Raw genomic sequence first — 22,585 nt, 5'->3', positions numbered from 1 at the left:
CTACCAGGGTGATAAGTAGGATGACTGCTGTTACGATTTGCGTTGCATCTGATACCGTCAGCATCCCGCCCCACCCCCTTTCTTGGATGTTTCCATCCCCGGCAGGTGAGGCCCATTTGGTTATAATTACTTTTAAAAAGATACATTGAAGGGGTAATAATTTTGAATAATCTTGTAGGCGACTTTTTCTATTCAGTCAACAAAGATCTGATAAATAAAAACACGAGAGACACTTGGCACTCCCATAGAAAGAAAACAATGGAGACAATATTTACTACATCTAGTAAAATTGCAAACCACACAAAGAATATAGTTATATTAGGATCAGGCAGTTGCAATGACATTGAATTAGAGGATCTTGTAAGTCACTTTTCAGAAATTGTATTAATAGATATTGATTTAGAATCAACCAAGGAAGCTATGAAATCCCTGGAAATTAGCAAACAAAGAGCAATAACCCTTTTAAACTGGGACATTACTGGTTTACATGCTAAATTTATTCCAAAATTAATCAAATTAGTCACAAAAATTAAAGATGGAAACCAGATTAAGAAAATTATAGAGTTTATACAAAATCAAATAGATAGACTCTATCTACCCCCATTTCCTGAAAATCTATCGCAGAGGGGTTTTGACATAACAGTTTCTCCATGTATTAGTAGCCAACTTTTTATGCCAATTTTCATTGAATTCATTCTTAATCCCTTACAGAACAAATATGTGCATACTAGTCCTAAAAAATAGAACAGTTAATTATGGTTGCAAACCTACTAGGAAGGGCATTAGCTAACCAGCATCTATTATTGCTTACCAAATTAACAAAACCAGGTGGAAAAATAGTATTTCTAAGTGATTCACTGGAATGGGGTTATAATAATGGAAATAAACTTCCACTTACTTACATAATCAAAAACCCAGATGAATTACTTGATTACAAAGTAATTAACAAGATTCCTGAAAAGTATTTTATAGTTGGAAGTACACCCAATTTTTATAAAGATAATCTCTTATCAAAAATTGAAGCTATTCAATTTTGGTTATGGCCATTTGACTATCATCGTTATTATTTAGTTCGTGGATATATAATTGGCTGTTGATATATACTACACAGTATTTAGTTCCGGAAAAATAGCTCCCATTATGCCCTTTTAACATAACATTTATGAGTTCATTCCTATTAGTTATGTCTTGATCTAGTAAATTATCCTTCATATCAATCATCCTTTCTTTAATTACATTACTTATTCTAAATAATAAAAGCCCCACTGCTTACAAGGAAGCAGTAGGGCTTTGCTGTTATAACCCAACTCTTCTTGGATGTTTCCATCCCCGGCAGGTGAGGCCCGTTTGTTGTTATGTATTCCCTTTTTTATTTTACCACAATTTTCTTGGTGGCAGAAAATAAAAGTGTATTTACAGCCAACATTCTCCAGGTGATATGACCACTTCATTATCTCTGTTCTCATCCAATATTGTTGTGATTAAGAAAAGATTTCTACACCTAGCGTAGGATGAAACATAGTTTTGGCTAAGTAAATTTTTTCTTTTTTTTCAGCCCGTATTTTGTTCTCAAAAATAAGAAAAACCGCCGGGGCGGGCGGTTAATAGTTCATATTTTCCGTGTTGATTTTCTCTGTAATCCACATACCAATTAAGGTCTGGTACGGAAGACCTTTCTTAACAGCAATTTTTTTCACAGCCTCTATTTGGCTTGGTTTTAAACGCAAAGTAATAGGTTTTTTAAGCTCTCGTTTACTTAAAATTTTATCTTCTAACTCTGGAGAAAGTTCAATCTCTACCGGTTCAAGTTCCTCAATAAATTCCATACTATCGTGTTCATCCCAAAAACGGACTTCTTCTTCTTCAGTTCTAAACTCAGGTATTTTTTTTCCATGCCTACCAAACCCCCTTTTCACGCAAATAATAGCGTCTTTCAGATTGTGTCATGTCTCTGGCTGTAACTACTCGGATAACACCGCCCGGTTTAAGCGCCGCCACTACTAAAAGAAATCGCCCAGAATCAGTGACACCATAAACCAATAACTTTCCTTCCCGGCCCTTGCGAAATAATGCGCCAAGAAATACCTCTTCAGCTTCATCTGGTGTGACGTTATGTCTGGCTATATGCTCTATATTTCGGTTATCCCAGTCAAAACTCCTGATTTTCAATATAATCACCTATTCTTAATATACTCCAATGTATTTACAATGTCAATATTTTATAAATACAATATTTCCAAAAACCAACACACCAGTACTCCCAATCCCAAATAAGGCCCAAAGGCCACCGGCTGCGATATTTTCCCGGCTGCAAGATAAAGCACTGACTGCGGCGTTCCTGTTGCCCGCCAGAGTTTGATGCCGTTTATCATAATTGCCGCTAATGCTCCCAGGGCTGTTCCGTACAGCACCGGTAAGTATCCCGTATATACCGCCAGGGCCGTGGCCAGCTTTACGTCCCCGCCGCCCATAGCTCTTTTCCCTTCGGGTACCGGCACAGCTCCAAAGGCTGTTGCCAGCTTGCTGACAAACCGGGGGAAGGCAAAAAAGACGTAGAAAAAGCCAAATGCTATCACTGCGCTTAATATTAAGTCATATCGTTTCTGTATAACTGCCAGTATAATACCAATGATAAACACCGGTATAGTATGTTTGTTATAAATTTTTCCCTCTTTGATGTCTGTGTAAGAGGCAACTATCACCAGCAGGATGGCCGGCAGCATATTTAAAATTTCTATTGTCCTGCACCACCTTCCAGAAAATGAAAAAGATAGGCAATAGATGTAAAAGATTTATAACACATTATAGTAATACATCCGGTTATCAACAGTACCGCCAGTATTTCCGATTTCTTTTGGTCTATCCCTGCAGTTAGGAACAGGTGTTTGAGCATCTTAATTATTCCACCCACCAGGGCCGCCAGGGTTATGCCCCCGCCGATTATAACCAGCCACCCGGCCAGCCCGATACCGTTTTGTTCGATTTTAAACACCCCCTTAAAAAACAAAATCCGGGACTGTACCCGGACTTATCTTAGATTAATTCAACGCATTATTCACATCGGTAAACTTAGCCATGATTTTCTGTCCCATTAAAGTTAATGCAGCAATGACCACCACTGCGATCAGGGCGATAATTAGGCCGTACTCAGCCATGCCCTGCCCTTCTTCGTTAATCCAGAGTTCTTTCATTTTATGCCTTTCCCCCTTTCTTCTTAAGAATTTCTTGAATTTTCTCTTGGCAGTCTTTTTCTGTGTAGACTGCCAAACCTTTGCATTTTTTAGGCCAGTAGTAGCATTTCTGGCATTTTCCGTCTACACCCGGCAGTTTGTAAAACAGTTTTTCCACCCCTTTTTTAGCTAAAGGCATTGCCCAAGTGATACATTACCGGGAAGAACAACAACCCCATCATGGGTAAAAGACAGAAAAAAAGTATGATCGGAAGAAGTTTAATTGTAAGTTCCCCGGCTTTTTTGGTGCCCTCGTGTCTTCTGCGGGTCATGATTTTTTCTGCATGACTTCTTACCACATTAGCCAATTTGGTGCCATACCTGTGGGACTGGTCTATTTTCCTTAACAAATCAGTTAAGTCAGGTATCCCGCATCTATATGCCATATCTGCCAGGGCATCCCCGGGACGCTCTCCGCCTGCGTCAATAGCGTTCATCGTTTTGGTAAACTCAGCGGACAGTTCCCCTTTTGTGCTGTAACATACTTCTCTAATAGCTGTGCGCCAGTCGGCCCCTGCCTCCAAGACAGCTGCAAAGGCGGTACAGAAATCCGGCAAGTCCTTTTCTATGGCAGCCACCCTGTTTTTGGCTTTGCTGTTCAGCCACATTCGGGGCGCTACCAAAAGGATAAGGGCTATGATGATCACCAGTAAAATATGCAGAACCCCCAGTAGGACCAGGGGCAGTAATACGATCATACTCACCAACGGTAGTGCGTACTGCAGTCCGGCAAAGTATTCCGGCTCCATTTCCAAGCCTGCCTGCAGGAGCTTTCTTTTTAAAAGCATTCGGCTTTCTTCAGAAGTTTTTGTGCCTGTTTTAGTCAGTAGATCGTCTACCTGCCAGTCCTTTAATTTTTTATTGGGCCTGTCTCTGGTAAAAACTTTTCCAAAGGCCGCCAGCACAGATACGGCTATCAGTACAGCGGCAGTTATACTGGCATCCAATACGCTACACCCCCATCGTCCGGTAAATCATTTTCTTTGCCACTATATTGCCGGCGGCTATCATGCCTACACAGATTAGAAAGAATACTACTCCTTCCGGGGTATTAAACAGCGGTTCCGCAAATTCTGGAGAAGTAATTCTGGCAATACCGATTACAAAGAATGGTAAGCCACTTAACACTTTAATAGTCATGATGTTTTGTGAAATAGCTCCTCTAATCTGTCCTCGATAACTTTCTTTTTCGTAATTGGATTCAAGTAAATGCTTACAGATAGTGGAGAGGTTAATACCCATATTAATGGAAAGCCGGAAGCCCATCGCCAGACTTCGTAAATCTTGCCAGCCGGTTTCATCGGCAACCTTTTCTAATGCCTCGCTGACATCATACCCGGCTACCCTTGTTAAAGTTAAGACTTCATAAAAAACGTCCCGGGCCGGCCGGGGCAGGTTGGGGATGGCATCTTCCAAGGCTTGGTGAGGGTTGAGGGAACCAGCGGTGGCAGTTTCCAGCTGGGATAGTACATCGGGGTACTGGCTTTGTAGAAGTTCCAGTCTTTCTCTTTCCCTTTTAGCTTTTGTCCATTTTAGGGCAAAGTAACCACCGCTTAATCCTAATAGGGTTAAAAATAAGTTGCCTGTGATTGCATAGGCCAATGCGGCACCAATAACACTGCCCAGTAATGCAATTAAAGAAGTGTTGCTTTTCCTCTGCTTGCCGTCACCGACCTCTATGTGCTGGTCATTGAGCTTCACTTCTTTCTTAAGACATAGCTTAGAACCCAATACCAACAACAGTACTGCCAGGCTTATGAACAACACCGACAAGATCAACATTTCAACCACCCCGGTGTCCAGTTGCCTTCATCTATAAAGATCTCTTGACGAGTAAATTTATCTGCCACCCACTCGAATTGACCGGTGGCTTTGTTGCACTGCCACAGGTAGTTTAATTCTAAGGACAGCACACCCTCCTCGTTTCTTTTTACTCCTACCACCTCGGCAATATGGTCAATTCTTCTTTTACCGGTTTTGCGCTCCTTAACTGCCTGCACGATAATGTCAACTACACTGCAGAGTTCCACAATAGCATCGTAGGGCAGGCCCATGTCAGCCATCTGCACCATGCTGACCATGCGTTTACCTGCAAGGTAGGCAGTATTGGCGTGCATGGTGTTCATACTGCCTTCGTGTCCGGTGTTCATAGCCTGCAGCATATCAAAGGTTTCTCCCTTGCGGCACTCACCTACGATAATGCGTTTTGGGGCCATTCGCAGGGCATCCGCCACCAGTTCCCGCATGGTTACTTCACCCAGACCTTCAATATTAGGAGGTTTTGCTTCCAAAGAACGGACGTCCGGGTGCTGCAGCTGCAGTTCCGCCGGGTCTTCGATAGTAACAATGCTTTCGTTATGTGGTATAAAGCTGGCAATGCAGTTCAGCAGGGTGGTCTTACCGGAAGATGTACCGCCGGACACTACCAGGTTTTGCTTCGTTATTACCGCTGCACGTAAAAATTCAGCCATTTCCCGGCTCATGGCCCCGTTTTCAATTAAGTTTTCGATATTTAAGTCCTGCCGGAACCGGCGGATGGTAATCAGGGTACCGTGTACCGCCACCGGGGGAATGTGGGCTATCAGGCGGGAACCGTCAAACAGTCGCGCTATTACTTTGGGAGTGGCCGGACTGACAGACCGCCCGGTGGGGGCCAGCATCCTGTCTAAAATATCCCTGATGTGCTGTTCATCCCGAAAGGTTGCGTCTGCTATAAACTCCTGCCCGTGCTTTTCTACTCTGATCTGGTTCCACCGGGCCTTTATTTCCGTCACTTCCGGGTCATAAAAGAAAGGTTCCAAAGGTCCGAAACCCAGACACTCATTACCCAATTCTTCTACTAACATTTCTGCCGCCGACTGTCCCAGGGGTATGCTGTAATTCACCAGCGCCCGGGAGATAACGGAACGCAAGCGGGAACGGACAATAGGGTCTCTGGTACCCTTATTTTCTTCCGGCTTTAACTGCCTCCGCAGGGCATCCTGGACGTAAATCTTAATTCTGCGGTAGTCATGTTCTTTTAAACCCGGTATTTTGGCGGTAATACTGCTGGCGTTTTCTAAAGCATGTTCTTCATCCTCCAGTTCCGGCGGCTGAAAAGCAGAACAGTTGGCGGCCAGTTTTTGGAGCAGTTCTTTGTCTAATCCGTCTACGATAGGGTTCGTCTGTCTTTCCAGTTTTTCTGCAATTTCCTTCAATGCCTGACTGAAATCATCCCTGGCTCTGGTCAATACCACCAGTTCTCTTTTGTTGTTGGCTTCGTGAACATACTCGCTGTAGGGCAGGATAAAATCTATATTAATATCCGATTGCTTTTTATTAAGAATATCTGATTTGCGAATGCCGCCCGGCATACCGGCCTGGTTCAGTAGGGTATATGTTCTTTTACTGCACCCCAACCGGTTAAGGTAACTTAAATTATCTTTGATTAAGTCCAGGCTGGTCCGGTCGGGTTTAATAACGGCTAAAATTGTATCTGCCACCAGAGACACCGCCCAGGTGTTATTTTGGTGTCCTACCGGTGGGCAGCCTAAAATAATGTGGTCAAATCTTTCTTTCAGCAGGGACAGCAGATTAAAAATGAAGTCTGCAGTGATAAACTGTATATGGTCGTGATGCAGTACGCCGGGCACCACCATGACGCCGGAGGAATGGTGCACCATGGCTTTTTGCATTTGGCTTACCTGCCGGATATCCTGCCAGTCCAGGATGTTGACCAGACAGTGGCTTACCGGCAGTCCCATGCGGCTTCTCATCTTCCCAATACCATCAAGGTCGAGAAGGATAACTTTTTCCGGGTGTTTTTTAGCTAAAAGCGCCGCCAGGTTGGTGGCTACCGTGGTAGAACCGTCCCCGCCTTCCGGCGACTGCACCACCCATATTTTCCCCCGCCCAGGAATAGCCTGTGGGCTTACAGGGATGTTATATAAAGTTACTAATTCTTCTTGATATTCCTGCAGTTTGGGAACCGCTGCACCCCATAAAACAGGGGCTTCTTCTACTTCTTTTTTCTTTTTAAATTTAAAAAGGTTAAATATATTAGCAAGTCCTAAGAACATCCTCTACTTCACCTCCTGCTGGAGGAACAGAGTTACTTTTTTACCCCCTGTTAATACCTGGGCGATTTTCTGTTCTTCCGAAGGGTCACAAGCTATGATGATAGCGCCGCTTTTATCAGGGCGCATATCTTGGTTGGTTGGAGCAAAAAGAACAATGGCATTGCTGGCGACTTTTTCTACCATGGTTGCAGCCTTACCGTCGCCGGTGGAAACTCCTATTTCCCCGTAAACATTAACTTTATCGCCCACTTCCAACCCCTTTAGACCCTGGGCGGTTTCCTGGGGCAGGTCTACGGCCACTTTACCCGGGGCAACAGATGCCAGTCTTGCCGCCAAACTGCCTATGCCTGCTGCCACATGGTCTTTTTGCAGGATTTCATTACTCAGAACCGGGATGTTCAGAGTTTTGCCTATTACTTCATCCGGGTTGGTAATAGCTCCCGGCGGTATAGCTGATTTAGATACCAGTTTGGTACTGATATTTGAACTGTTAAGAATGGTGCCAGAGGGTAATTTCCCTTGTGTTATTACTACTTTTTGTGTCGGGGTATTGCTATTGATAAAGTACCAGGCAGACAACCCAGCTCCTGCAGCTAAAGCCACAGCCAGCACGATATGGAGGTATTTTTTTAGTTTTTTCAACTTATCACCTCATTCCAGATATATTGATCCAGGTTTTTCTTTAAGGCGTTCTGCAGGGCTTCTTCCGGACTGGTTGTGATGGTAAGTTTGCTTGAAACACCCTCCGGTATTCGTCCCTGTTCACGCAGGTCAAAACCAATGACAATATTGTCTTTTTCCCCAGTGTTCTCTTTAGCCAGATTAAAGACGTTTTCTGTTCCACCGGGTCACTGCCGGGAACCACGCAGAGAAGCACAGCCTCCTTTTGATGGATATAGGATTGGGCCAGGTCTATGTCCTCCCCGAAGTCAATGACAGTGTAATTGGCTTTATTTCTGGCTTCCTTCAGGATATACGGCAGGTCTTCTTTTATGTTCATGTGCAGGGACTTGGCCGGGTCAACGGCCCAGATTTTTATATTTCCCCTATCAACCGGGATCTGACTGCCCGGCACCCGCCAGTCTGATAAGATGAGTTCTTCATCTGTCACGCCAAGCCAGGACGCGGCGGTACTGCGTCCTGATGCACAGATGACAGCAGTTTCACCCCCTCCTTCGCTGAATATTTTGGCGGCACTGGCCGCTATTCTTCCCGCCAGGCCCGGCCGCCAGGGGCTTACTATAAGCAAAACACCCCCTGCTGTAATAGCAGATGGGTGTTTTGGAATACGGGCGGTATTGATGGGCAATTCCTCTGTTTCTGTCCTGCGGGGTACGGCTTTTTTTAATATATCCGTCACCTGGGATATGCTTTGCAGAAAATTTTCTGCGGAACCACGGGTTTTTTCATTGCCGTATATAATTTCTTCTTCCTGCTCATCTTCATAGATTGTCTCATTAATGGTGTTCTGGATGAGCAGTACCAACTCTTCCCCTGATATGGTTTCCCCCGGCGGACAGGACAGCACCTTGCCGCCGGCGTTTTTTACTGCTTCAGCCATTATTTTGCCTTCATCGTCCAGTTCCCCGGCGATGAATATGACGTGCCGGGCATATTGGCAGGAAAAAACGGCCAATTCATCAGCATAAGGAAGCCCGCCGGTTGGTCCGGTCCGCATTATAACAGCAATGTCCGGGCATTTTTCCTGTACTGCTGTCCGAAATTCTTCGGGGGATGAGGCAGCTAAAACAATTTCCGTTGTGTGCGAAAAGGTGTTTTTAAACCATTCGTTGAGATTTTGGTTGCCTAAACCAAGAATTGTTGTTGGGGTTGCTGTTTTTGTGAACAGTTGTGGTGCCAGTTCTTTTTCTGACTGTTTTACTGTCTGTTTTTCAGAAAGAACTTGGGAATTATTTACTACCGATTTGGACCCTTGACCTATATCAATAAGCCGTTTATACCACGCTGGTTTGTCTATATCTTTTATTTCGTCTATGTCTTTATCGCTTGTCTTTTGAAATGGTTTATGTCTCGTTCTTTGACCGATTTGTTTTAAAAAACCAAATACTTCTTCTACCGTAGCAGGGTTCTTTAAACGGTGCAATATTTCTTCCGGGTTGACAGGATATATAAGGATATCTTTAACCCCTATAGCTGCCGCATAGGTAAGTAAAGTTTCCTCTTTGTCTTTATCAGCAGCCAGTATAACTCGTATTTGCAGCTTCCTGGTTTCTGTAATAGCTTCTTCATGGGGAATAACGGCACTCATTTTGGTTAGGTAAATAACTGCTTCTATCTGGTATTTTTCTACCATCTGTAAAATCAAATCGTTACTGTACAAGCTCCAGGCGTTATATCCTGCCTCTCGCAAATAGTCTCTTATTGTATCGTCAGGAGCTGCCACCAAGATGTTCAATTTTTCCACCTGCCCTGCATTGATTACTCTAAAAAAACATATCCCGCTTTATAAGCCGGGATGGTCGGGATAGTTATCACTTCAACACCTGCAGAGGGTCTATCCAGTTACCGCCAATAGGCTTAATTCCCAGGTGCAGGTGTGAGCCTGTGCTTCTACCTGTGGAGCCGGCACGGCCAATAACTGTGCCGGGTGTTACTTTTTGTCCGTCTTTTATCTCTATTTCAGATAAGTGGGCGTAGTAGTATTCGTATATACCATCTTTAACTATGACATATTTGCCAAAACCATCTTCTTCATATTCTGCGTAAGCTACACCGCCTGAGACAGATACAACCGGTGCTCCTTCCGGAGCGGCTATATCTATACCGTAATGGAATTTTTCCACTCCAAGAATGGAGTGAACTCTCATACCAAAACCGGATGTTATGGTGGTGTATCCCGGTACCGGCCAAATAACCGGGTTTTTGAATTGTTCGGCGTATTCCCATATGGGTTCAGCGTAATTTTTCTTTACATATTCTTCTGTTCCCCGGTCTCCTATTTTACCGGCACCGGCATTATATGCCACCAGCATGAGCAGGCTTTCTTCACGCCACTTATTACTCTCCCAGTCAACTCTTATGCCATAGGAAGATAACATATAAGCACCCACCAGGATTTGTGCCCGGGGGTTGTCTTTATCTGCCACAGGGTCGAAACCAAGTATCACTGAGTATTTTTGCCAGTTCTCCGGTAGTATCTGCATCAGGCCAAAGGAACCGGTACCGTCAAAGCCACTTGCTTCCGGATTAAAGCTGCTTTCCTTCATGGCTACGGCAGCCAAAAACCACCAGGGTATGCCGTATTTTTCTTCTGCCTCCAGAAAGTATGGTTTTAATTCGGCCGGCACCATAGCGGAGGATACCCAGTAGTAGGAGCTGCCAAATTTATTCTGCAGCCATTCAAACCATTGTTTTTTGGCAGTAAACCCCTGGCCTGCTTCAAAGACCATTTGCCGGGCGGTAGTTGTTTCTTTTTTGTTGGGTAATGTCAGGTACTTTTGCAGAAATTCCTCCAGTCTGTCCCATTTTTTAATAAGTCTTCGGTTAACCAGTTTTTCATAGGTCACTTTATCTTCTGTAACCCACTCGTATTCAAAAATATAGTGACCCCGGATGGTATCTGCTTCGGTCAGCAGGTATATCTCATATATCTCATCCTCGCCGTCCTCTGTATGGTATATGATCCGTGATTTTTTGTAATAAAAGTATGGTTTTAAGTCGTCTGCTGTTTGCCCTAAGTTTTTAGTTAACCAGCTTTCATTCTGTAACAGGTTTTTATTAGGCTTTTGGCTGGCTTTAAATAATACAGGGGCGTATATATCGCCCCATTTATTGATTAGCTTGACATCTGAACCGTAGTAGTCCGCCAAAAAGCCAGATGTGTGCCATTTAGCCAGGTTTGCTCCACGTTCTTTTCCTGTACCAACTTTTCTGCCTTAGTATATATTTTTTGGTCTTGATCATTTACCTTAACTCCCGTCAGGGTTTGTTCCTGCGGCATGGAACCGTAGAAGGCGGCAAACAGTGTTACAGCAAATATTATTGCCAAAAGCAATATGAGCAGCACTGGTATAAGCGGCGCCAGTAACAGTAAAAGTTTTTTTACAAGAAAAGATACGGCTTTTTTTAGCAGTTTTCTCTGTACTGCTTTTCTTATCTTTTGCCTTATGTTATTCATTGTTTCCACCGCACACCGTCAAGACTGCTGCCGCCGCTGTTATATTTGGGGGTGTTGTTCTTAACAGCTGCAGCGGAAAATATTTGGTTTACTGCACTGCCGGCCGCTGATATAGTGCTTTCTTTACCGGTGATTTTTTTCAATGCTTCCCGGTAGGTTGTTTTTTCTTCTGCCTTGGTTTTTCTCAGTTGCAATGCTGTAGCTGCGGCGGCACCGGTTACCCTAGCTCCGCCTTCTGCAATATTGGCTGCTGCATGGCCAAGTTTTTCTCCACCGGGTACGGCTTCTGATACTGCACGGATGGCTGTCCCAACACTGTATTTAGCCATCCCGCCAAATACTTCGGCTGCCTTTTGCGGGTTATGCATAGTTTGTTTAATGTTTTCGTACATTTGTTTTGGCAGTGAGGGTTTAGTCTCCTTACTATCACTGTTGTTTTCGACAGTAGAAGCAGTGGTGTCAGGCTTATTTACTGCGCCTGTGTTGCCTTGCAAGCTGCTACCGGACACCGTTATGTTTGGTGTAGCCGTGTTTTTACTTGTTCCAACTGTATTTGAAATTGCTTCTACAGGGCTTTTTCCTGTTTGCATGTTTCCCGTCATTGCTAATGAGCCTGCTAAGTTAGAAACTGAATTATTTATACCTAAACTTGTTCCTGCACTGCTGCCACTGTTGCCGGGTATTTGTGTTGTTGCATTACTAATATTAGTCTTTGCACCTATGGTTTGGGGAATTGTTCCTTTAGACCCGACAGGTGTCGGGTTTAATCGGCCGGCAGTTGAACCACTTATGCTACCGCCACCTGTACCTGTCGGTGGTGTAGGTGAAGCAGCATCAATAGATGGATTGTCTGCTCCCAATGTACTGCGGAAGACCCTACTGAGAGACAGTATGCCACCCAATCCCATGGCAGCTGCCATGCTTTTTTAGCCGTGTGTTCCTCGTTAAGGCCGGCCATTCTGGTAAACAGTGTCTGCAGTGTATTGCGGATTACTTCTGCCAATGGCATGATGGTATATATGGCAATCAAGACCTGAAACCAGGTGCCCTGCTGGTTAATGTTTTTTACATCCATAAAGCCCAAAATGGTACATAAAACAAGGGCATGGGCCACCGGCATAAAGGCGTTGCTGGCAAGTTCTCCCAGCCAAACGGCTATGGCCGTGGTGTTTTTATTAACTGACCACATGAGAGCCATCAACGGTGTAAAACAGAACATACCGGATAGTACGATTTTCCGTATAACATACACTACGTTAATCCAAACCCAAAATACGGCAAACATAAGTTTTACCAATACTGTACCGAGGATACTGCCGGTTGTGATGGCTACACCGCCAAAGTTGATAGCACCCCAGTTTCCCGGTGTACGGTTTATGCCTGATTCTTGTGCTACAAGCTGGAAGGCGTATTGTATGCCATCAAGGAATATGGAGGTTAACCAGGTCAGAGATTCCACCAGCACCGGGGCAGCAACAGTAATTAATAAGGCGCCGAACCAGCGCCAGATGGATTGTATGGCTTCGCTTCTGCCAGCAGGGTTACCCGAGTAGGTCATTAGTTTTATAAAGCTAACTGCAATGGAGATGATGTAAAAGGGCAGTACCACGCCAGTCATGGCTAAAAACCAGAGGTTTAGGAATTCTTTTTCGCTGCCTGTCCAGGGGGCAATTTTTTTCTCTGCTTCTTCAAGATCAGAAAGGAAAACAAGTTTGTCCACCGGCTGCAGGCCGGCTGTTTTTGACCCCAGGAATTGCGCCAGTTTAATGAGTGCTTCCAGCAGGCTTGCTATTATTTGTTCAAATACGCCGCCTCATCCTGTGGGTTATCTTCTTCATAGGGACTTTTGTTATCATATCCTGCATCATATTCTGCAGCACCGGGGGCCGCCCAAGCAGTACCTGCCAGCGATATTGCCGGTGACAGGATTAGTATTAAAAGCATTAGTCCTGCCAAGATTTTTTTGCCTAAGATTTTTTTGCTTTTAATTTTCACCACCTCCCTTGATCCATTGGGGTAGGCGGCTGGTATCATAGTTTTGCACCCGGCGGCAGTATAGATGTGCGTCTATTACCTGCCATATTGTTTTTATTAACGGTACCACCGTACTTACGATAAGTCCAAAGATAATTCCTACGGAAAAGCGAAATGCCCAGGCCATCATTTCATCCAGTATATCTCTTTGTTCTTCTTGATACATCCCTTTTCACCCCCGTCTATTTTCATGTTCCTACTACTTTTGTTTCCACCAGGGGCCATTCAAAGGGGGCCGGAGATACCTGCACGGCTGACGTTATGCCGGAGGTGCGTAGTATGCCCATGCCGGGGCCTGCTTTGGCAAGCAGGTCCCGGCAGCCGCTGGCCAGGTTGAAGTATTCCACCGCCGCATCCGCCGCGTGTTCTTCTTGCTTTAAAACAAGTATTGTAGCACAAGAATCAATAATGGCACGGCCGGAAGGGGTATGGGTAAATTCTTCAAAGCGCTGGGTTATGACTGTCAGGGCACAGCCGTGCTTGCGGCCCCGCCGGGCCAGTACTTCTAGATATTTAGCCACATCAGGGTGTTTTAAGAACATCCAGGCTTCATCTATGTTGACGCTTTTTTTGATTGACTTGCCGCCCCTTTGAGCAAATTTTTGCCACAGCCAGGCCAGGGAGGCGTAAGATGCCACAAACCGGGCAAAGTCTGACTGTACTTGTTTTAGGTTAAAGCAAATGATCGGCACGTCTTTTAATTTAACCGTTGTTTGACCGTCAAACATGCCGATGGAACCGCCGGCTAAGAGGGGTTTAATAGCATCCGCCAGAGCTTCCATCCCTGCCTTTTGGGCTAGTCTTTTTTGAACATCTGACAGTGTGGGCATTGTTTTCTTAACACCACCACTGTATAGGCTTTCGGGATCTTCGGTTATCTCTCTCTCCCGGTATTCTTCCATAACGGCTTCTTCCAAAAGGGCTGCCTGACGCATATCAAGTCCTTGGCCGGAGTAATACCGCATGACGGCTGCTATCAGGTCTACTACTTCCGCTGTTTTTTCCTGCAGGTTGACTCTTTCTGTTTTGCGGCCGTTTTCTTTAATGGTTTCCGGTTCCACGTCCAGTATGTTCATGCCGCTGAATCTACCGGGCATCAGTGTTATTACCTGCCCGCCCAGTTTTTCGGTATAGTATACATATTCTCCGTCTGGGTCGATGTACGCTGCTTTAGTGTTAAGGTCTAACTCCAGCAGCGTTATCAATCTTGCGGTAACTGACTTACCAGATCCTGTTTCACCGCTTATGAGCATATGCTGGTTTGCTACCACATGCTCGCCGGCAAATCTGTCCAAAAACACCAGCGAACCGGTGAATATATTGTGGCCCATGGCTATGCCGCTGATATGCCTGATGCTGAGGTTGTTAGTGGCATACAGCAGGCTGCTGCCCCTGATGTAAGGTTTCTGGCCATATCCATAATTTTTAAATCGTTAAGGGGAAGATAGCTTTTTAAGGCTTGTTCCTGTCTAAAGGCGAGTGCAATATGTAAAACGCCTTTTCTGGCCAGTATATCTTCCACCAGCGATGACCGCTGGCGCAGTTCTTCTTCGTCTTTACCATGGATAGCTATAAAGATGGTGACGTAATACAGGTTGTCATTTCCCAGCTGTACTGTTTCCCGCAGGGCTCGGTAGTCTGCTATAGCGGCTTCCAACTCGGGTAAGCGTGCTATGTTGCCGGATTCTTGATCTAATCTGTATTGTGACCGGGATTGTGTTTCCAGTTTAAGCAAGCTGTTTACCACCTGGCCCGGCGGCGCCGGGTACATATGGATAGAGATGTCTACATCGCCGGCCCGGCTCAGATCATCCAACCAACCTACCCGTAATTGACGGGGCAGGGCATATACAGCATAGATACGGCTGTATCTGTCGGCTCCCAGGTATAATTTGTCCCGCATGATATCCAATGCTTCCGGCGAAAACAGGTCTTGTATATCCAGCGTGTTGCCGGTTAAGTCTTTTTCCGGTGGTGGGTTTGTTTTTTTATTTTTAAATAATCTCAGCATGTTTTTCACCTCAAGAAATAAAAAGAACACCCGGAAGCTGCCCGGGTGTTTTTATAAGCAATAAACACCCAACCCCGGGGTGTTTATTTTGGTGGATAAAAAACTCCTAACACCATGAAACTTTTTGTTCTAAATTTGTTACCTACAATAAAATATGTATCACGATTTGGTGAACAAATTTTGCCTAACCATTGTTCTTTAATCTTTTGCATAAGTGTACATCTATCATATTGATAGCGCCACTTTCTATAAGCTTGATATATTTCCCAGTCAATTATTGAAAGATCATGACCGCTACAGCGTGGGTCATTGCACATAAATTTATACCTAAACTGCCAGGGTATTTTTTCAAGTCTCTTAGGGGTTGAACCAAATAGCCTAATTTCATTCAGTACGGCTTCGTGTTTTGGGGACCAATGTTGGTCATCTTCTTTCCAGTAAAAATCAAGGATCTCTTTTGGTTTAAAAATTCCCAAAGAAACCCCTTTACTGTCATAAAGTGAAATTATTTCTTCAAGAGATTTTTTTACTAAAGGTAGAACGATTTCTTTCCTTTCAGCCCATTTATTCTTTGTTGAGCAATTGCCAACAACCTTGATTGAATCTATATCTGGTGTATGACTTTCAATCCTATAGTCTTTGGTTCTTCTTCTAGTTTTTAGTTCTATCCAATCATACTTTTTATATTGTTGATCATATGGTAAATGTCTGTATGTTACAGGATAGAGCCTAATCCAATTGCCATTATCAGTTATGCCAGCAGTGCAAACGGTTTCTTGATACTGCATGCTGGGGTTTGGGTAAGTCTTAACAACTATTAAAACCCGTTTCTTAACCCATTCAGGTCTTATAATAGAACTCATAAATGTTCCACCTTAACTTCATCCGGATACATAGCTTGTAAATAATCAGTTATCACGTTGCGATGACATTTTAAAGGGTCTTTTTCAAAACATAGTAAACAGGTACCCTTTTGACTGTTAGCCTTGCTAATTAATGCTTTTATAGTACCTGATTGCCCAATTAAATGGCTTAAATATTTTCTAAAGAATAATGGATAATTATTTGTTTCATGAAGTTCATCCCTTATACTAGAAGGAGACCCAAGAGTACCCATATGAATGTATTTTATATTATTAATATTTAGAATACTGCTTAAAGAGTTCTTTGAAAAGCCTTTTTTTCTACTTAATGGTTTTTCTCTTACGTCAATCACAAGAGTTATCCCATGTTGTTTTAGGGTTTCTATAAAATCTTCAACCCCAATCCCTTCGTACCCTATAGTAAAAAGTGAAGTCATGATAGCACCTCCAGTAATATTATAGCAAATACTGGAAAAAAGGACAAGAATATGATATAATTAAAAATTGCAATAAATAACAACCCCACACTCCCGCTGGGTTTTCTATTTCCATCCACCCATAATCCAACACCTAAGTCAAGAATTATATTTATAAGAAATACCCCAGTTTTAAGCCGGGGTATTTTAGCCTTTTAATGTCTTTACACAAGTTAGAAAGCATCAACAATAAAGATTTATGCCGATTCTTTATCTGATATGGTAAATAAAGATATGACCCCTTTTTCCCCTGCCTCTGACGGCCGCCAAGTACGACCCCGGTTAAGAAGGTGTGAAAGTAGATCACACACGCCTCCGGTATCAAGTGGCTCGGCTGTCATTTTGGCTCTGCTTAAAGCATCCATCAGGGAACCTGCCCTAGCATATAGTTCTGCCCGTGCGTAATCCAGGCCCTTTACTGTGTCAAAAGGTATGACTAAGTATGCCCGCCGGGCGGTTACGGCTCTCTGCTGCTGCAGGTTTTCTAAATAGATGGCCCTTTCCAAGGCGTGTTCCCTTATTTTTTCAGGCAATGTTGCCGCATTGTTTTTTAGTGCCTGTACTGCTTTACGTGTATCCAGTGCTTCTGATGTCATCAATATTTGTACCGGAAATTCTAAACCTCGTAGGGCGCTTGCTATCATATCTTCAGCGTTATTCTGTTCAATTTCCGACAGCAGGTAAAAGTCCTGGGCTGTTACACGCAGAATTAACCTGTAGCGATCCCCGTTTAATGTGACGATACCTCTTTGAATGTCCTTTATGTTTAAAAAAATTTTTAGGTTTTTTTTCTGTTTGCTGCCCGGACTTTCTTTTTTAAAACTTTGCCCTTTATGTTTCACCTTGGTAAGTCGCAAATACAGCCAGGTTCCCAACCCGGTTAATAGCGACATTACCAATAATGCGATTGTCAACCAATTTATTAGGAATCACCACCTAAGTAGTATTTTCGTTTTTTTACTGTCCACATTATCCATCGTAGTAGGTAGATGTCTAGGGTTGTTTTTTCTGCAGGAATAAATGCCAGAATTATACCTATGGTTAATCCACCTGCTGCTATTATCAATTTTGTTATTAATGGTAGATTAAATGTTAATGCCGTTCCACACCCTATGACTGCCCCAAGAATAAGGTAAAGAAGTTGTCTTAACGTTAAATATCCACCAATGACCTTTTCTTCTTGATCCAGTTGGACCGGTACCGGGTATACTCGCATTATTTAGCCAGCTCCTGGCCGGAACCAATGACAAAACCGGCAAACAGCATTATTGCACCCAAACCCACACCGCCAATCAAAATGTATGGCAGGGCGGACATGGCTTTGGCTCGTTCCTCCGGTTTATTAGCTGTAATAATTATTTTGATGGCCGCAAAAGCAATAGAGATGAAAATTATAGCTGCCCCAAGGGGTTGAATTATGCTGTTGGCCCAGGCAACGATTTTACTTGACAATTGATCCGCTGTTTGAGTAGTGATGCCCCCTGTTCCTGTTCCTGCTGCCCAGGCGGCATTGGCTAGTCCGGTAAGCATCATAACACTCATTATTGCTTGTCTTATTATTTTCACTTTTGTTTCCTCCTAGTTAACTAATTTTAAAGCAATACCTTTAATAACCCCTATGATTAAAGGTGTGCCATAGTATACTAAAAGCCCAAAGCCGGCTGTCAGTAATGATGCAATTACTCTTTTAAACAGAGCCATGCCGGCAAACAATACAAAAAATGCGGCAATGCCTGTACAAGAGAATACCAGTGAAGCAATAGTATCAATTACCGGTTCAGCGGTTTTGTATGCACTTTTGGCTGCGCTGTCTATTTTTCCGGCAAATTCCGTTGGGCTTACCGGTTGTATGCCCGCCGGGCTGGTTTCGGCAGCCAGGGCAACCCCTGTAAACTCTGTTAGTACTGCAGTCATGATGAATAAAACCAGGATCAGGGAATATTTTATTCTCACCTTCTCACCCCTTCCCAACTACATTGCCTGTGCCTTATCTTGTTCCAACCGGATTTCTTCCGCGCAACGGCGGCACATGAATTTTCCGTTGTCGCTGGATTTGCCACAAATGATACACTTTGTTGTTTCTAGCCTTCTTTCCAGGGATATAGCTGATTTACGCTTACTTTTCATTTTTCCACCACCTTTCTTTACGTCTTTCTAAAAAATAAAAGCCCCGCACTCGACCTATGCGGGACTTTGGGGAGGTATTTCCGCAACCTGCCGCCCTCCCGCCGGCAGGTATCCTTAAAAATAAAAAACCTACATATTGTAGGATTTTTGCATCATAATTGTTATAAGCTCTAAAACAATCTCAATCCACAGACTTCTTCTGCTGCAATTGGGTTAATCCAGAGAATCTCCTCCCGCTCCCGTCCACCTTCGGCTAATGCCTTTGTCGTTCGCCGTTCCCAATGCTGTAACCGGGTGTCATAGAGGTGACAGGCGTAGCCGCTTAATAAAACTGGACCGGGGTGCCTGTCCAGTAAGTCTAAGAGATTTAGATGTTCGGTATCTGTCATTTCATGAGCATATAACTTTTGAGATTTAGTTGACACTGGATACGGAGGATCGCAATAAATAAGAACATTTGGTAAAGCATATCGAGGTATTAATTTGGAGAAATGTTCATTTTCAATCTGGGCTTGTCGCAATCTATTAGCACACTGGATTATCCTCTGTGGCACCGATGTCCATTGCTTTGGGCAACTATATCCTGAATCACTACGTCCTTTAATATCACTTCTCCAACCAGTTTTTCGGTTAGTTGACACACCCCATGCTTGCCAACATCTAACTAAAAATCTCCGGGCATCCTCCAATAAGTCACCTGACTTTTCATATGACAAATAATACTCATCTCTAGCCCAAGGCGTAAACTCAACTAACCTAGCCAGTTCCTCTGGCTTTTCACGAATCACTCTGAATAAATTGACCACATTACCGTCAATATCGTTTATAGTCTCCACTTTACTGGGAATCTTATTAAAAAAAATAGCCCCACTCCCGAAAAAAGGCTCCAAGTACGTAGTGTGCTTTGGTAAATGACTAACAATCCAATCCGCCAGTTTCCACTTTGATCCTGGATATTTTAACACTGGTGCAATATTCATTTTCATCACCTCACCATGTTTAAATCTCTCCTTTTTCCAGTGCCTTCGTCATTGTCTTTCTATCTGGTTTCGTATATATTGCTGTAGTATTCAGGTCGGCGTGTCCGAGTATTTGTGCCACCGTCACTAGATCGGCGCCAGTTCGTACCATGTTGGTTGCCGCCGTGTGGCGCAAAACATGCGGGTGTATGTTAAGTCCAGCAAATTTACCAATATTTTTGATTACCTTTTCTGCATTTCTGGTAGTGATATGACCACCCTTCTTGTTTGGAAAAAGCCAGTCATTTGCAAGATACTTTTTCGTTCGCTCGGTCATCCATTCCTTAATAGCTTTCCGCGCTTCCGGCGGTACTGGTACTTCCCGGTATTTGTTACCCTTTCCTCGAACAGCAACCATTCCGTGACGTTCACCTATGTCCAGATCAGTCAGACGAATAGCTACCACTTCGCTTACCCTCAACCCGCAGCTCATCATCAGCCGGATCAAGGCAATATCTCTGACTTTCCCACGTCGTTCAGCTTCCCTGAGTAGACGGTTCTGCTCCAGCCGATCCAGTGCTTTTGGCGTTGTTTTCTGCTCCCTCACTATCTTTGGGAAAGCCGGTAACCGATCAACATATCCTTTTCCGTACGCCCACTTAATATACTTCTCCAAGGCAGCCATACGGCGGTTGACCGTGGCGGCTTGAGGCCCTGAATGTTCTGCATGTATCCCTGGTACTCTCTGAGGTCGATGCTGGTTATATCCTCCGGGCGTGGCTCTCTACTATACGTATCAACATACCACTTACTGAAATAGGCCATATCTTTCTGGTAAGCGTCCACCGTGCTCCGTGCTGCACCCCCGGAGTAAAGTTCTTGAAAAAATTCACGTAAAGTATTTCCCGAACCATTTTTCATGTGTTAGACCACCTCAAAATAAGTAAAAACCCGGGGCAACCGGGTCATTTTGTTCGGGTAATGTATATTTATTTCATATTTTTCACGAATTGTCGTCGATCTGTTGTTTGTCGTATAATGCATCTTATTGGGCAATTATTATTCAATAGATATAATGTTTAACTTTTTAATGCTTTTCTTAAAGGTAACAGGATCAATATTTAGTTCTTTTATTGCTGTTATTTTTCTTGGTTGCATAAATGTTGAGGTAAGATACTCTAATTCTGACTTACTTATCATTTCATAGTCATAATCTTTTCCAATTTCTAAAAACTCATCTTCCGATTTTATTATTTTAACACGTCCCTTAAAGTCAAATCCATCAATTCGAAACACCATTCCAATAAAGGTTAGTGGTTCCTTTTCTATAATCGTCCTCCCTTGAAAAAGCTTTTTTCATAATCCGTGATGTTTATACCTTTACTGTTAGAGTTCTTTTGATATGCCTGGATTTGATTTATACCATGTTTAGGATTAATATTATTGACAAGATTTTCATAGTCACCAACAGCCCTTTGTACAAAAACTAATGTCTGTTCATGTATTTGTATTATTTGATTATCACTCCCATTTATAACATTAACCACATTATCTTGTCCACTTGATTCTATTCTGACTTTTTCGTTTCTAGAAAAAGCTTCTAATACAAAGGTCAAATATTTATACCCCTGTGTAGCTATTTCCCATATTTCTTTAGGTGTTAAAGAAAGAAAGTAAGGTAACACAACTTGCGTTGCAGCTAAAATATCAATTGACAGATTTGTTACAAAAGAACCTTTCTCAAAAGAAAAAGCTCGCAGCCTTAATATTTCCCTATCTTTTTCAGACATCTTTTTCTTGTTTTTAATTGTTAAATATGATTTATCAATTATGGTATGGAAATCCCCTAATGCCTTAAGCATATAGTATAGGTTAAACCCATCTTCAAACTGAGTACCGGTCATTTTGAAGGTTATTAAAGAATCATTTTGTACCATTAACAAAACGCCTCCCATTATATAATTTCGACAAACATGGGAGGTTTCTTTTAATTATTTTTAGACTAATTTCGACATTTATTAATATCTTCAGGTTTCTCCTTCGTTTTAGTTAAGTTAAATTTTTCTTCTTCCTCTAAATAGCAGGCACTTATACATCCAATATTGCTGTTAATAAATGGGCAGTTAGTACAGTCTTTAATTTGGTAGCATGGGTGTATCGCTGTAAGATCAAATATTATTTTTCCCATATTTATCCCCTCATTTTTTTAGTAGTGTATTATATTAAATTATTGTTAATTAATTCCAATTTATTTGTATATGCTGCTCAAAGAAAGCAAACTTCAACTATCTACCCAAGTCAATTGTACTTCAATCTTTCAATCTTTCCATCCGGCCCAATGTTAAACGGCACCACCCAGATCTTGCTGTGGCTCAGTTCCCAAGCGTTAAAGACAGACATTTATGTGCCTGGCCATAGGTCAATGCCTCAAAGTCCTGGCAGGCCTCCGGGTCGCTGTCGATGCCGGCCACCGTGACATATAATGGATAAAGAAAACTAGACAAAAAAACAGCTTTATTTAAGGTGGATCGTTGCCGTGAGAAAATCATATTCTGGGGAGTTCAAAGCCAAGGTTGTACTGGAAATTCTCAAGGAAGAGAAAACCATATCCCAGATTGCTTCAGAGTATGGGATTCATCCAAATCAATTGCTTAAATGGAAAAAGAGGCAATAAGATCTCTGGCAGAAG

32 protein-coding genes and 1 pseudogene are annotated in these 22,585 nt (G+C 43.1%); 3 read left to right on the top strand and 30 right to left on the bottom strand.

The features are described 5' to 3' along the window. The first annotated feature begins 162 nt into the window (after positions 1-162). The gene (locus P378_RS00170; RefSeq protein WP_099081843.1) at positions 163-744 is read left to right on the top strand and encodes a TroA family protein; all 582 of its coding nucleotides are present in this window, start codon (positions 163-165) and stop codon (positions 742-744) included. 11 nt (positions 745-755) lie between these two features. After that, a complete protein-coding gene (locus P378_RS18790; RefSeq protein ID WP_143338369.1) occupies positions 756-1,097 on the top strand; it encodes a hypothetical protein in 342 nt (113 codons plus the stop codon). A 504-nt stretch (positions 1,098-1,601) separates the two neighbouring features. Here P378_RS18790 and P378_RS00155 read toward each other — a convergent pair. From P378_RS00155 to P378_RS00020, 30 genes are all read right to left on the bottom strand, one after another. Further along, on the bottom strand, positions 1,602-1,916 hold the full coding sequence (locus tag P378_RS00155) for a CopG family antitoxin (RefSeq protein WP_099081840.1): 315 nt from the start codon (positions 1,914-1,916) through the stop codon (positions 1,602-1,604). Beyond that, entirely contained in the window at positions 1,897-2,178 is a 282-nt protein-coding gene (locus tag P378_RS00150) for a BrnT family toxin (RefSeq protein ID WP_238472663.1), read from the bottom strand. Before P378_RS00150 ends, P378_RS00155 begins: the two co-directional genes overlap by 20 nt. Before the next feature lie 41 nt (positions 2,179-2,219). Next, positions 2,220-2,723 (bottom strand): prepilin peptidase, encoded by a 504-nt coding sequence (locus P378_RS00145; RefSeq protein ID WP_099081839.1) that lies wholly within the window; start codon positions 2,721-2,723, stop codon positions 2,220-2,222. 11 nt (positions 2,724-2,734) lie between these two features. Continuing rightward, on the bottom strand, positions 2,735-2,992 hold the full coding sequence (locus P378_RS00140) for a hypothetical protein (protein ID WP_143338368.1): 258 nt from the start codon (positions 2,990-2,992) through the stop codon (positions 2,735-2,737). Positions 2,993-3,038: 46 nt separating this feature from the next. Further along, the gene (locus tag P378_RS00135) at positions 3,039-3,191 is read right to left on the bottom strand and encodes a Flp family type IVb pilin (protein ID WP_099081837.1); all 153 of its coding nucleotides are present in this window, start codon (positions 3,189-3,191) and stop codon (positions 3,039-3,041) included. 164 nt (positions 3,192-3,355) lie between these two features. Next, the gene (locus P378_RS00130) at positions 3,356-4,177 is read right to left on the bottom strand and encodes a type II secretion system F family protein (RefSeq protein ID WP_099081836.1); all 822 of its coding nucleotides are present in this window, start codon (positions 4,175-4,177) and stop codon (positions 3,356-3,358) included. A gap of 4 nt (positions 4,178-4,181) precedes the next feature. After that, on the bottom strand, positions 4,182-5,012 hold the full coding sequence (locus P378_RS00125) for a type II secretion system F family protein (RefSeq protein WP_099081835.1): 831 nt from the start codon (positions 5,010-5,012) through the stop codon (positions 4,182-4,184). Further along, positions 5,006-7,288 carry an ATPase, T2SS/T4P/T4SS family gene (locus P378_RS00120; RefSeq protein WP_099081834.1) on the bottom strand — a complete coding sequence of 761 codons (2,283 nt, stop codon included), beginning with the start codon at positions 7,286-7,288 and terminating at the stop codon, positions 5,006-5,008. Before P378_RS00120 ends, P378_RS00125 begins: the two co-directional genes overlap by 7 nt. 3 nt (positions 7,289-7,291) lie before the next feature. Next, complete coding sequence (locus tag P378_RS00115) at positions 7,292-7,930, bottom strand: SAF domain-containing protein (RefSeq protein ID WP_073240125.1); 639 nt, start codon at positions 7,928-7,930, stop codon at positions 7,292-7,294. A gap of 40 nt (positions 7,931-7,970) precedes the next feature. Continuing rightward, positions 7,971-9,704 (bottom strand): PleD family two-component system response regulator, encoded by a 1,734-nt coding sequence (locus P378_RS00110; protein ID WP_099081833.1) that lies wholly within the window; start codon positions 9,702-9,704, stop codon positions 7,971-7,973. Positions 9,705-9,780: 76 nt separating this feature from the next. Further along, positions 9,781-11,118, bottom strand: a complete 1,338-nt coding sequence (locus P378_RS00105) for a M23 family metallopeptidase (protein ID WP_099081832.1) — start codon at positions 11,116-11,118, stop codon at positions 9,781-9,783. Continuing rightward, positions 11,085-11,435: a hypothetical protein gene (locus P378_RS00100; protein ID WP_143338367.1), complete on the bottom strand. Its 351-nt coding sequence runs from the start codon at positions 11,433-11,435 to the stop codon at positions 11,085-11,087. Before P378_RS00100 ends, P378_RS00105 begins: the two co-directional genes overlap by 34 nt. Beyond that, complete coding sequence (locus P378_RS00095; RefSeq protein WP_143338366.1) at positions 11,423-12,028, bottom strand: hypothetical protein; 606 nt, start codon at positions 12,026-12,028, stop codon at positions 11,423-11,425. Before P378_RS00095 ends, P378_RS00100 begins: the two co-directional genes overlap by 13 nt. 185 nt (positions 12,029-12,213) lie before the next feature. Then, positions 12,214-13,146, bottom strand: coding sequence for a hypothetical protein (locus P378_RS00090; RefSeq protein ID WP_099081829.1), 933 nt, complete (start codon positions 13,144-13,146; stop codon positions 12,214-12,216). 71 nt (positions 13,147-13,217) lie between these two features. Continuing rightward, positions 13,218-13,421, bottom strand: coding sequence for a hypothetical protein (locus P378_RS00085; RefSeq protein ID WP_099081828.1), 204 nt, complete (start codon positions 13,419-13,421; stop codon positions 13,218-13,220). Further along, positions 13,411-13,626: a hypothetical protein gene (locus P378_RS00080; RefSeq protein WP_099081827.1), complete on the bottom strand. Its 216-nt coding sequence runs from the start codon at positions 13,624-13,626 to the stop codon at positions 13,411-13,413. Before P378_RS00080 ends, P378_RS00085 begins: the two co-directional genes overlap by 11 nt. 22 nt (positions 13,627-13,648) lie before the next feature. Next, a complete protein-coding gene (locus P378_RS00075) occupies positions 13,649-14,791 on the bottom strand; it encodes a VirB4 family type IV secretion system protein (RefSeq protein ID WP_099081826.1) in 1,143 nt (380 codons plus the stop codon). A gap of 2 nt (positions 14,792-14,793) precedes the next feature. Then, positions 14,794-15,471: a VirB4 family type IV secretion/conjugal transfer ATPase gene (locus P378_RS00070; RefSeq protein ID WP_099081825.1), complete on the bottom strand. Its 678-nt coding sequence runs from the start codon at positions 15,469-15,471 to the stop codon at positions 14,794-14,796. An 83-nt stretch (positions 15,472-15,554) separates the two neighbouring features. Further along, positions 15,555-16,334 (bottom strand): hypothetical protein, encoded by a 780-nt coding sequence (locus P378_RS00065; RefSeq protein ID WP_099081824.1) that lies wholly within the window; start codon positions 16,332-16,334, stop codon positions 15,555-15,557. After that, positions 16,331-16,771, bottom strand: coding sequence for a DUF488 domain-containing protein (locus P378_RS00060; RefSeq protein ID WP_099081823.1), 441 nt, complete (start codon positions 16,769-16,771; stop codon positions 16,331-16,333). The genes P378_RS00065 and P378_RS00060 overlap by 4 nt, the downstream gene beginning before the upstream one ends. A 236-nt stretch (positions 16,772-17,007) precedes the next feature. Further along, a complete protein-coding gene (locus P378_RS00055; protein WP_143338365.1) occupies positions 17,008-17,703 on the bottom strand; it encodes a hypothetical protein in 696 nt (231 codons plus the stop codon). Positions 17,704-17,732: 29 nt separating this feature from the next. Continuing rightward, positions 17,733-18,026: a PrgI family protein gene (locus P378_RS00050; RefSeq protein ID WP_099081821.1), complete on the bottom strand. Its 294-nt coding sequence runs from the start codon at positions 18,024-18,026 to the stop codon at positions 17,733-17,735. Beyond that, positions 18,026-18,376 carry a hypothetical protein gene (locus P378_RS00045; RefSeq protein WP_238472662.1) on the bottom strand — a complete coding sequence of 117 codons (351 nt, stop codon included), beginning with the start codon at positions 18,374-18,376 and terminating at the stop codon, positions 18,026-18,028. The genes P378_RS00050 and P378_RS00045 overlap by 1 nt, the downstream gene beginning before the upstream one ends. A gap of 12 nt (positions 18,377-18,388) precedes the next feature. Further along, positions 18,389-18,763 (bottom strand): hypothetical protein, encoded by a 375-nt coding sequence (locus P378_RS00040; protein WP_099081819.1) that lies wholly within the window; start codon positions 18,761-18,763, stop codon positions 18,389-18,391. A gap of 18 nt (positions 18,764-18,781) precedes the next feature. Then, positions 18,782-18,937, bottom strand: a complete 156-nt coding sequence (locus P378_RS19175) for a hypothetical protein (protein ID WP_180260902.1) — start codon at positions 18,935-18,937, stop codon at positions 18,782-18,784. Positions 18,938-19,107: 170 nt separating this feature from the next. Next, on the bottom strand, positions 19,108-19,917 hold the full coding sequence (locus P378_RS00035) for a DNA adenine methylase (RefSeq protein ID WP_099081867.1): 810 nt from the start codon (positions 19,915-19,917) through the stop codon (positions 19,108-19,110). Between the two features lie 19 nt (positions 19,918-19,936). Further along, positions 19,937-20,503: a tyrosine-type recombinase/integrase gene (locus P378_RS20300; protein WP_238472661.1), complete on the bottom strand. Its 567-nt coding sequence runs from the start codon at positions 20,501-20,503 to the stop codon at positions 19,937-19,939. Beyond that, the gene (locus tag P378_RS20295; protein ID WP_238472660.1) at positions 20,503-20,817 is read right to left on the bottom strand and encodes a site-specific integrase; all 315 of its coding nucleotides are present in this window, start codon (positions 20,815-20,817) and stop codon (positions 20,503-20,505) included. Before P378_RS20295 ends, P378_RS20300 begins: the two co-directional genes overlap by 1 nt. A 138-nt stretch (positions 20,818-20,955) precedes the next feature. Further along, entirely contained in the window at positions 20,956-21,192 is a 237-nt protein-coding gene (locus tag P378_RS19925) for a hypothetical protein (RefSeq protein WP_207653959.1), read from the bottom strand. Positions 21,193-21,221: 29 nt separating this feature from the next. Then, the gene (locus P378_RS00020) at positions 21,222-21,833 is read right to left on the bottom strand and encodes a hypothetical protein (RefSeq protein ID WP_099081817.1); all 612 of its coding nucleotides are present in this window, start codon (positions 21,831-21,833) and stop codon (positions 21,222-21,224) included. A gap of 599 nt (positions 21,834-22,432) precedes the next feature. Here P378_RS00020 and P378_RS00015 point away from each other — a divergent pair. Next, positions 22,433-22,564: pseudogene (locus P378_RS00015) on the top strand (transposase); the annotation flags it as partial. Positions 22,565-22,585 lie beyond the last annotated feature (21 nt).

Source organism: Desulforamulus profundi, assembly GCF_002607855.1.
This window is presented reverse-complemented; position numbering and strand designations above follow the sequence as displayed.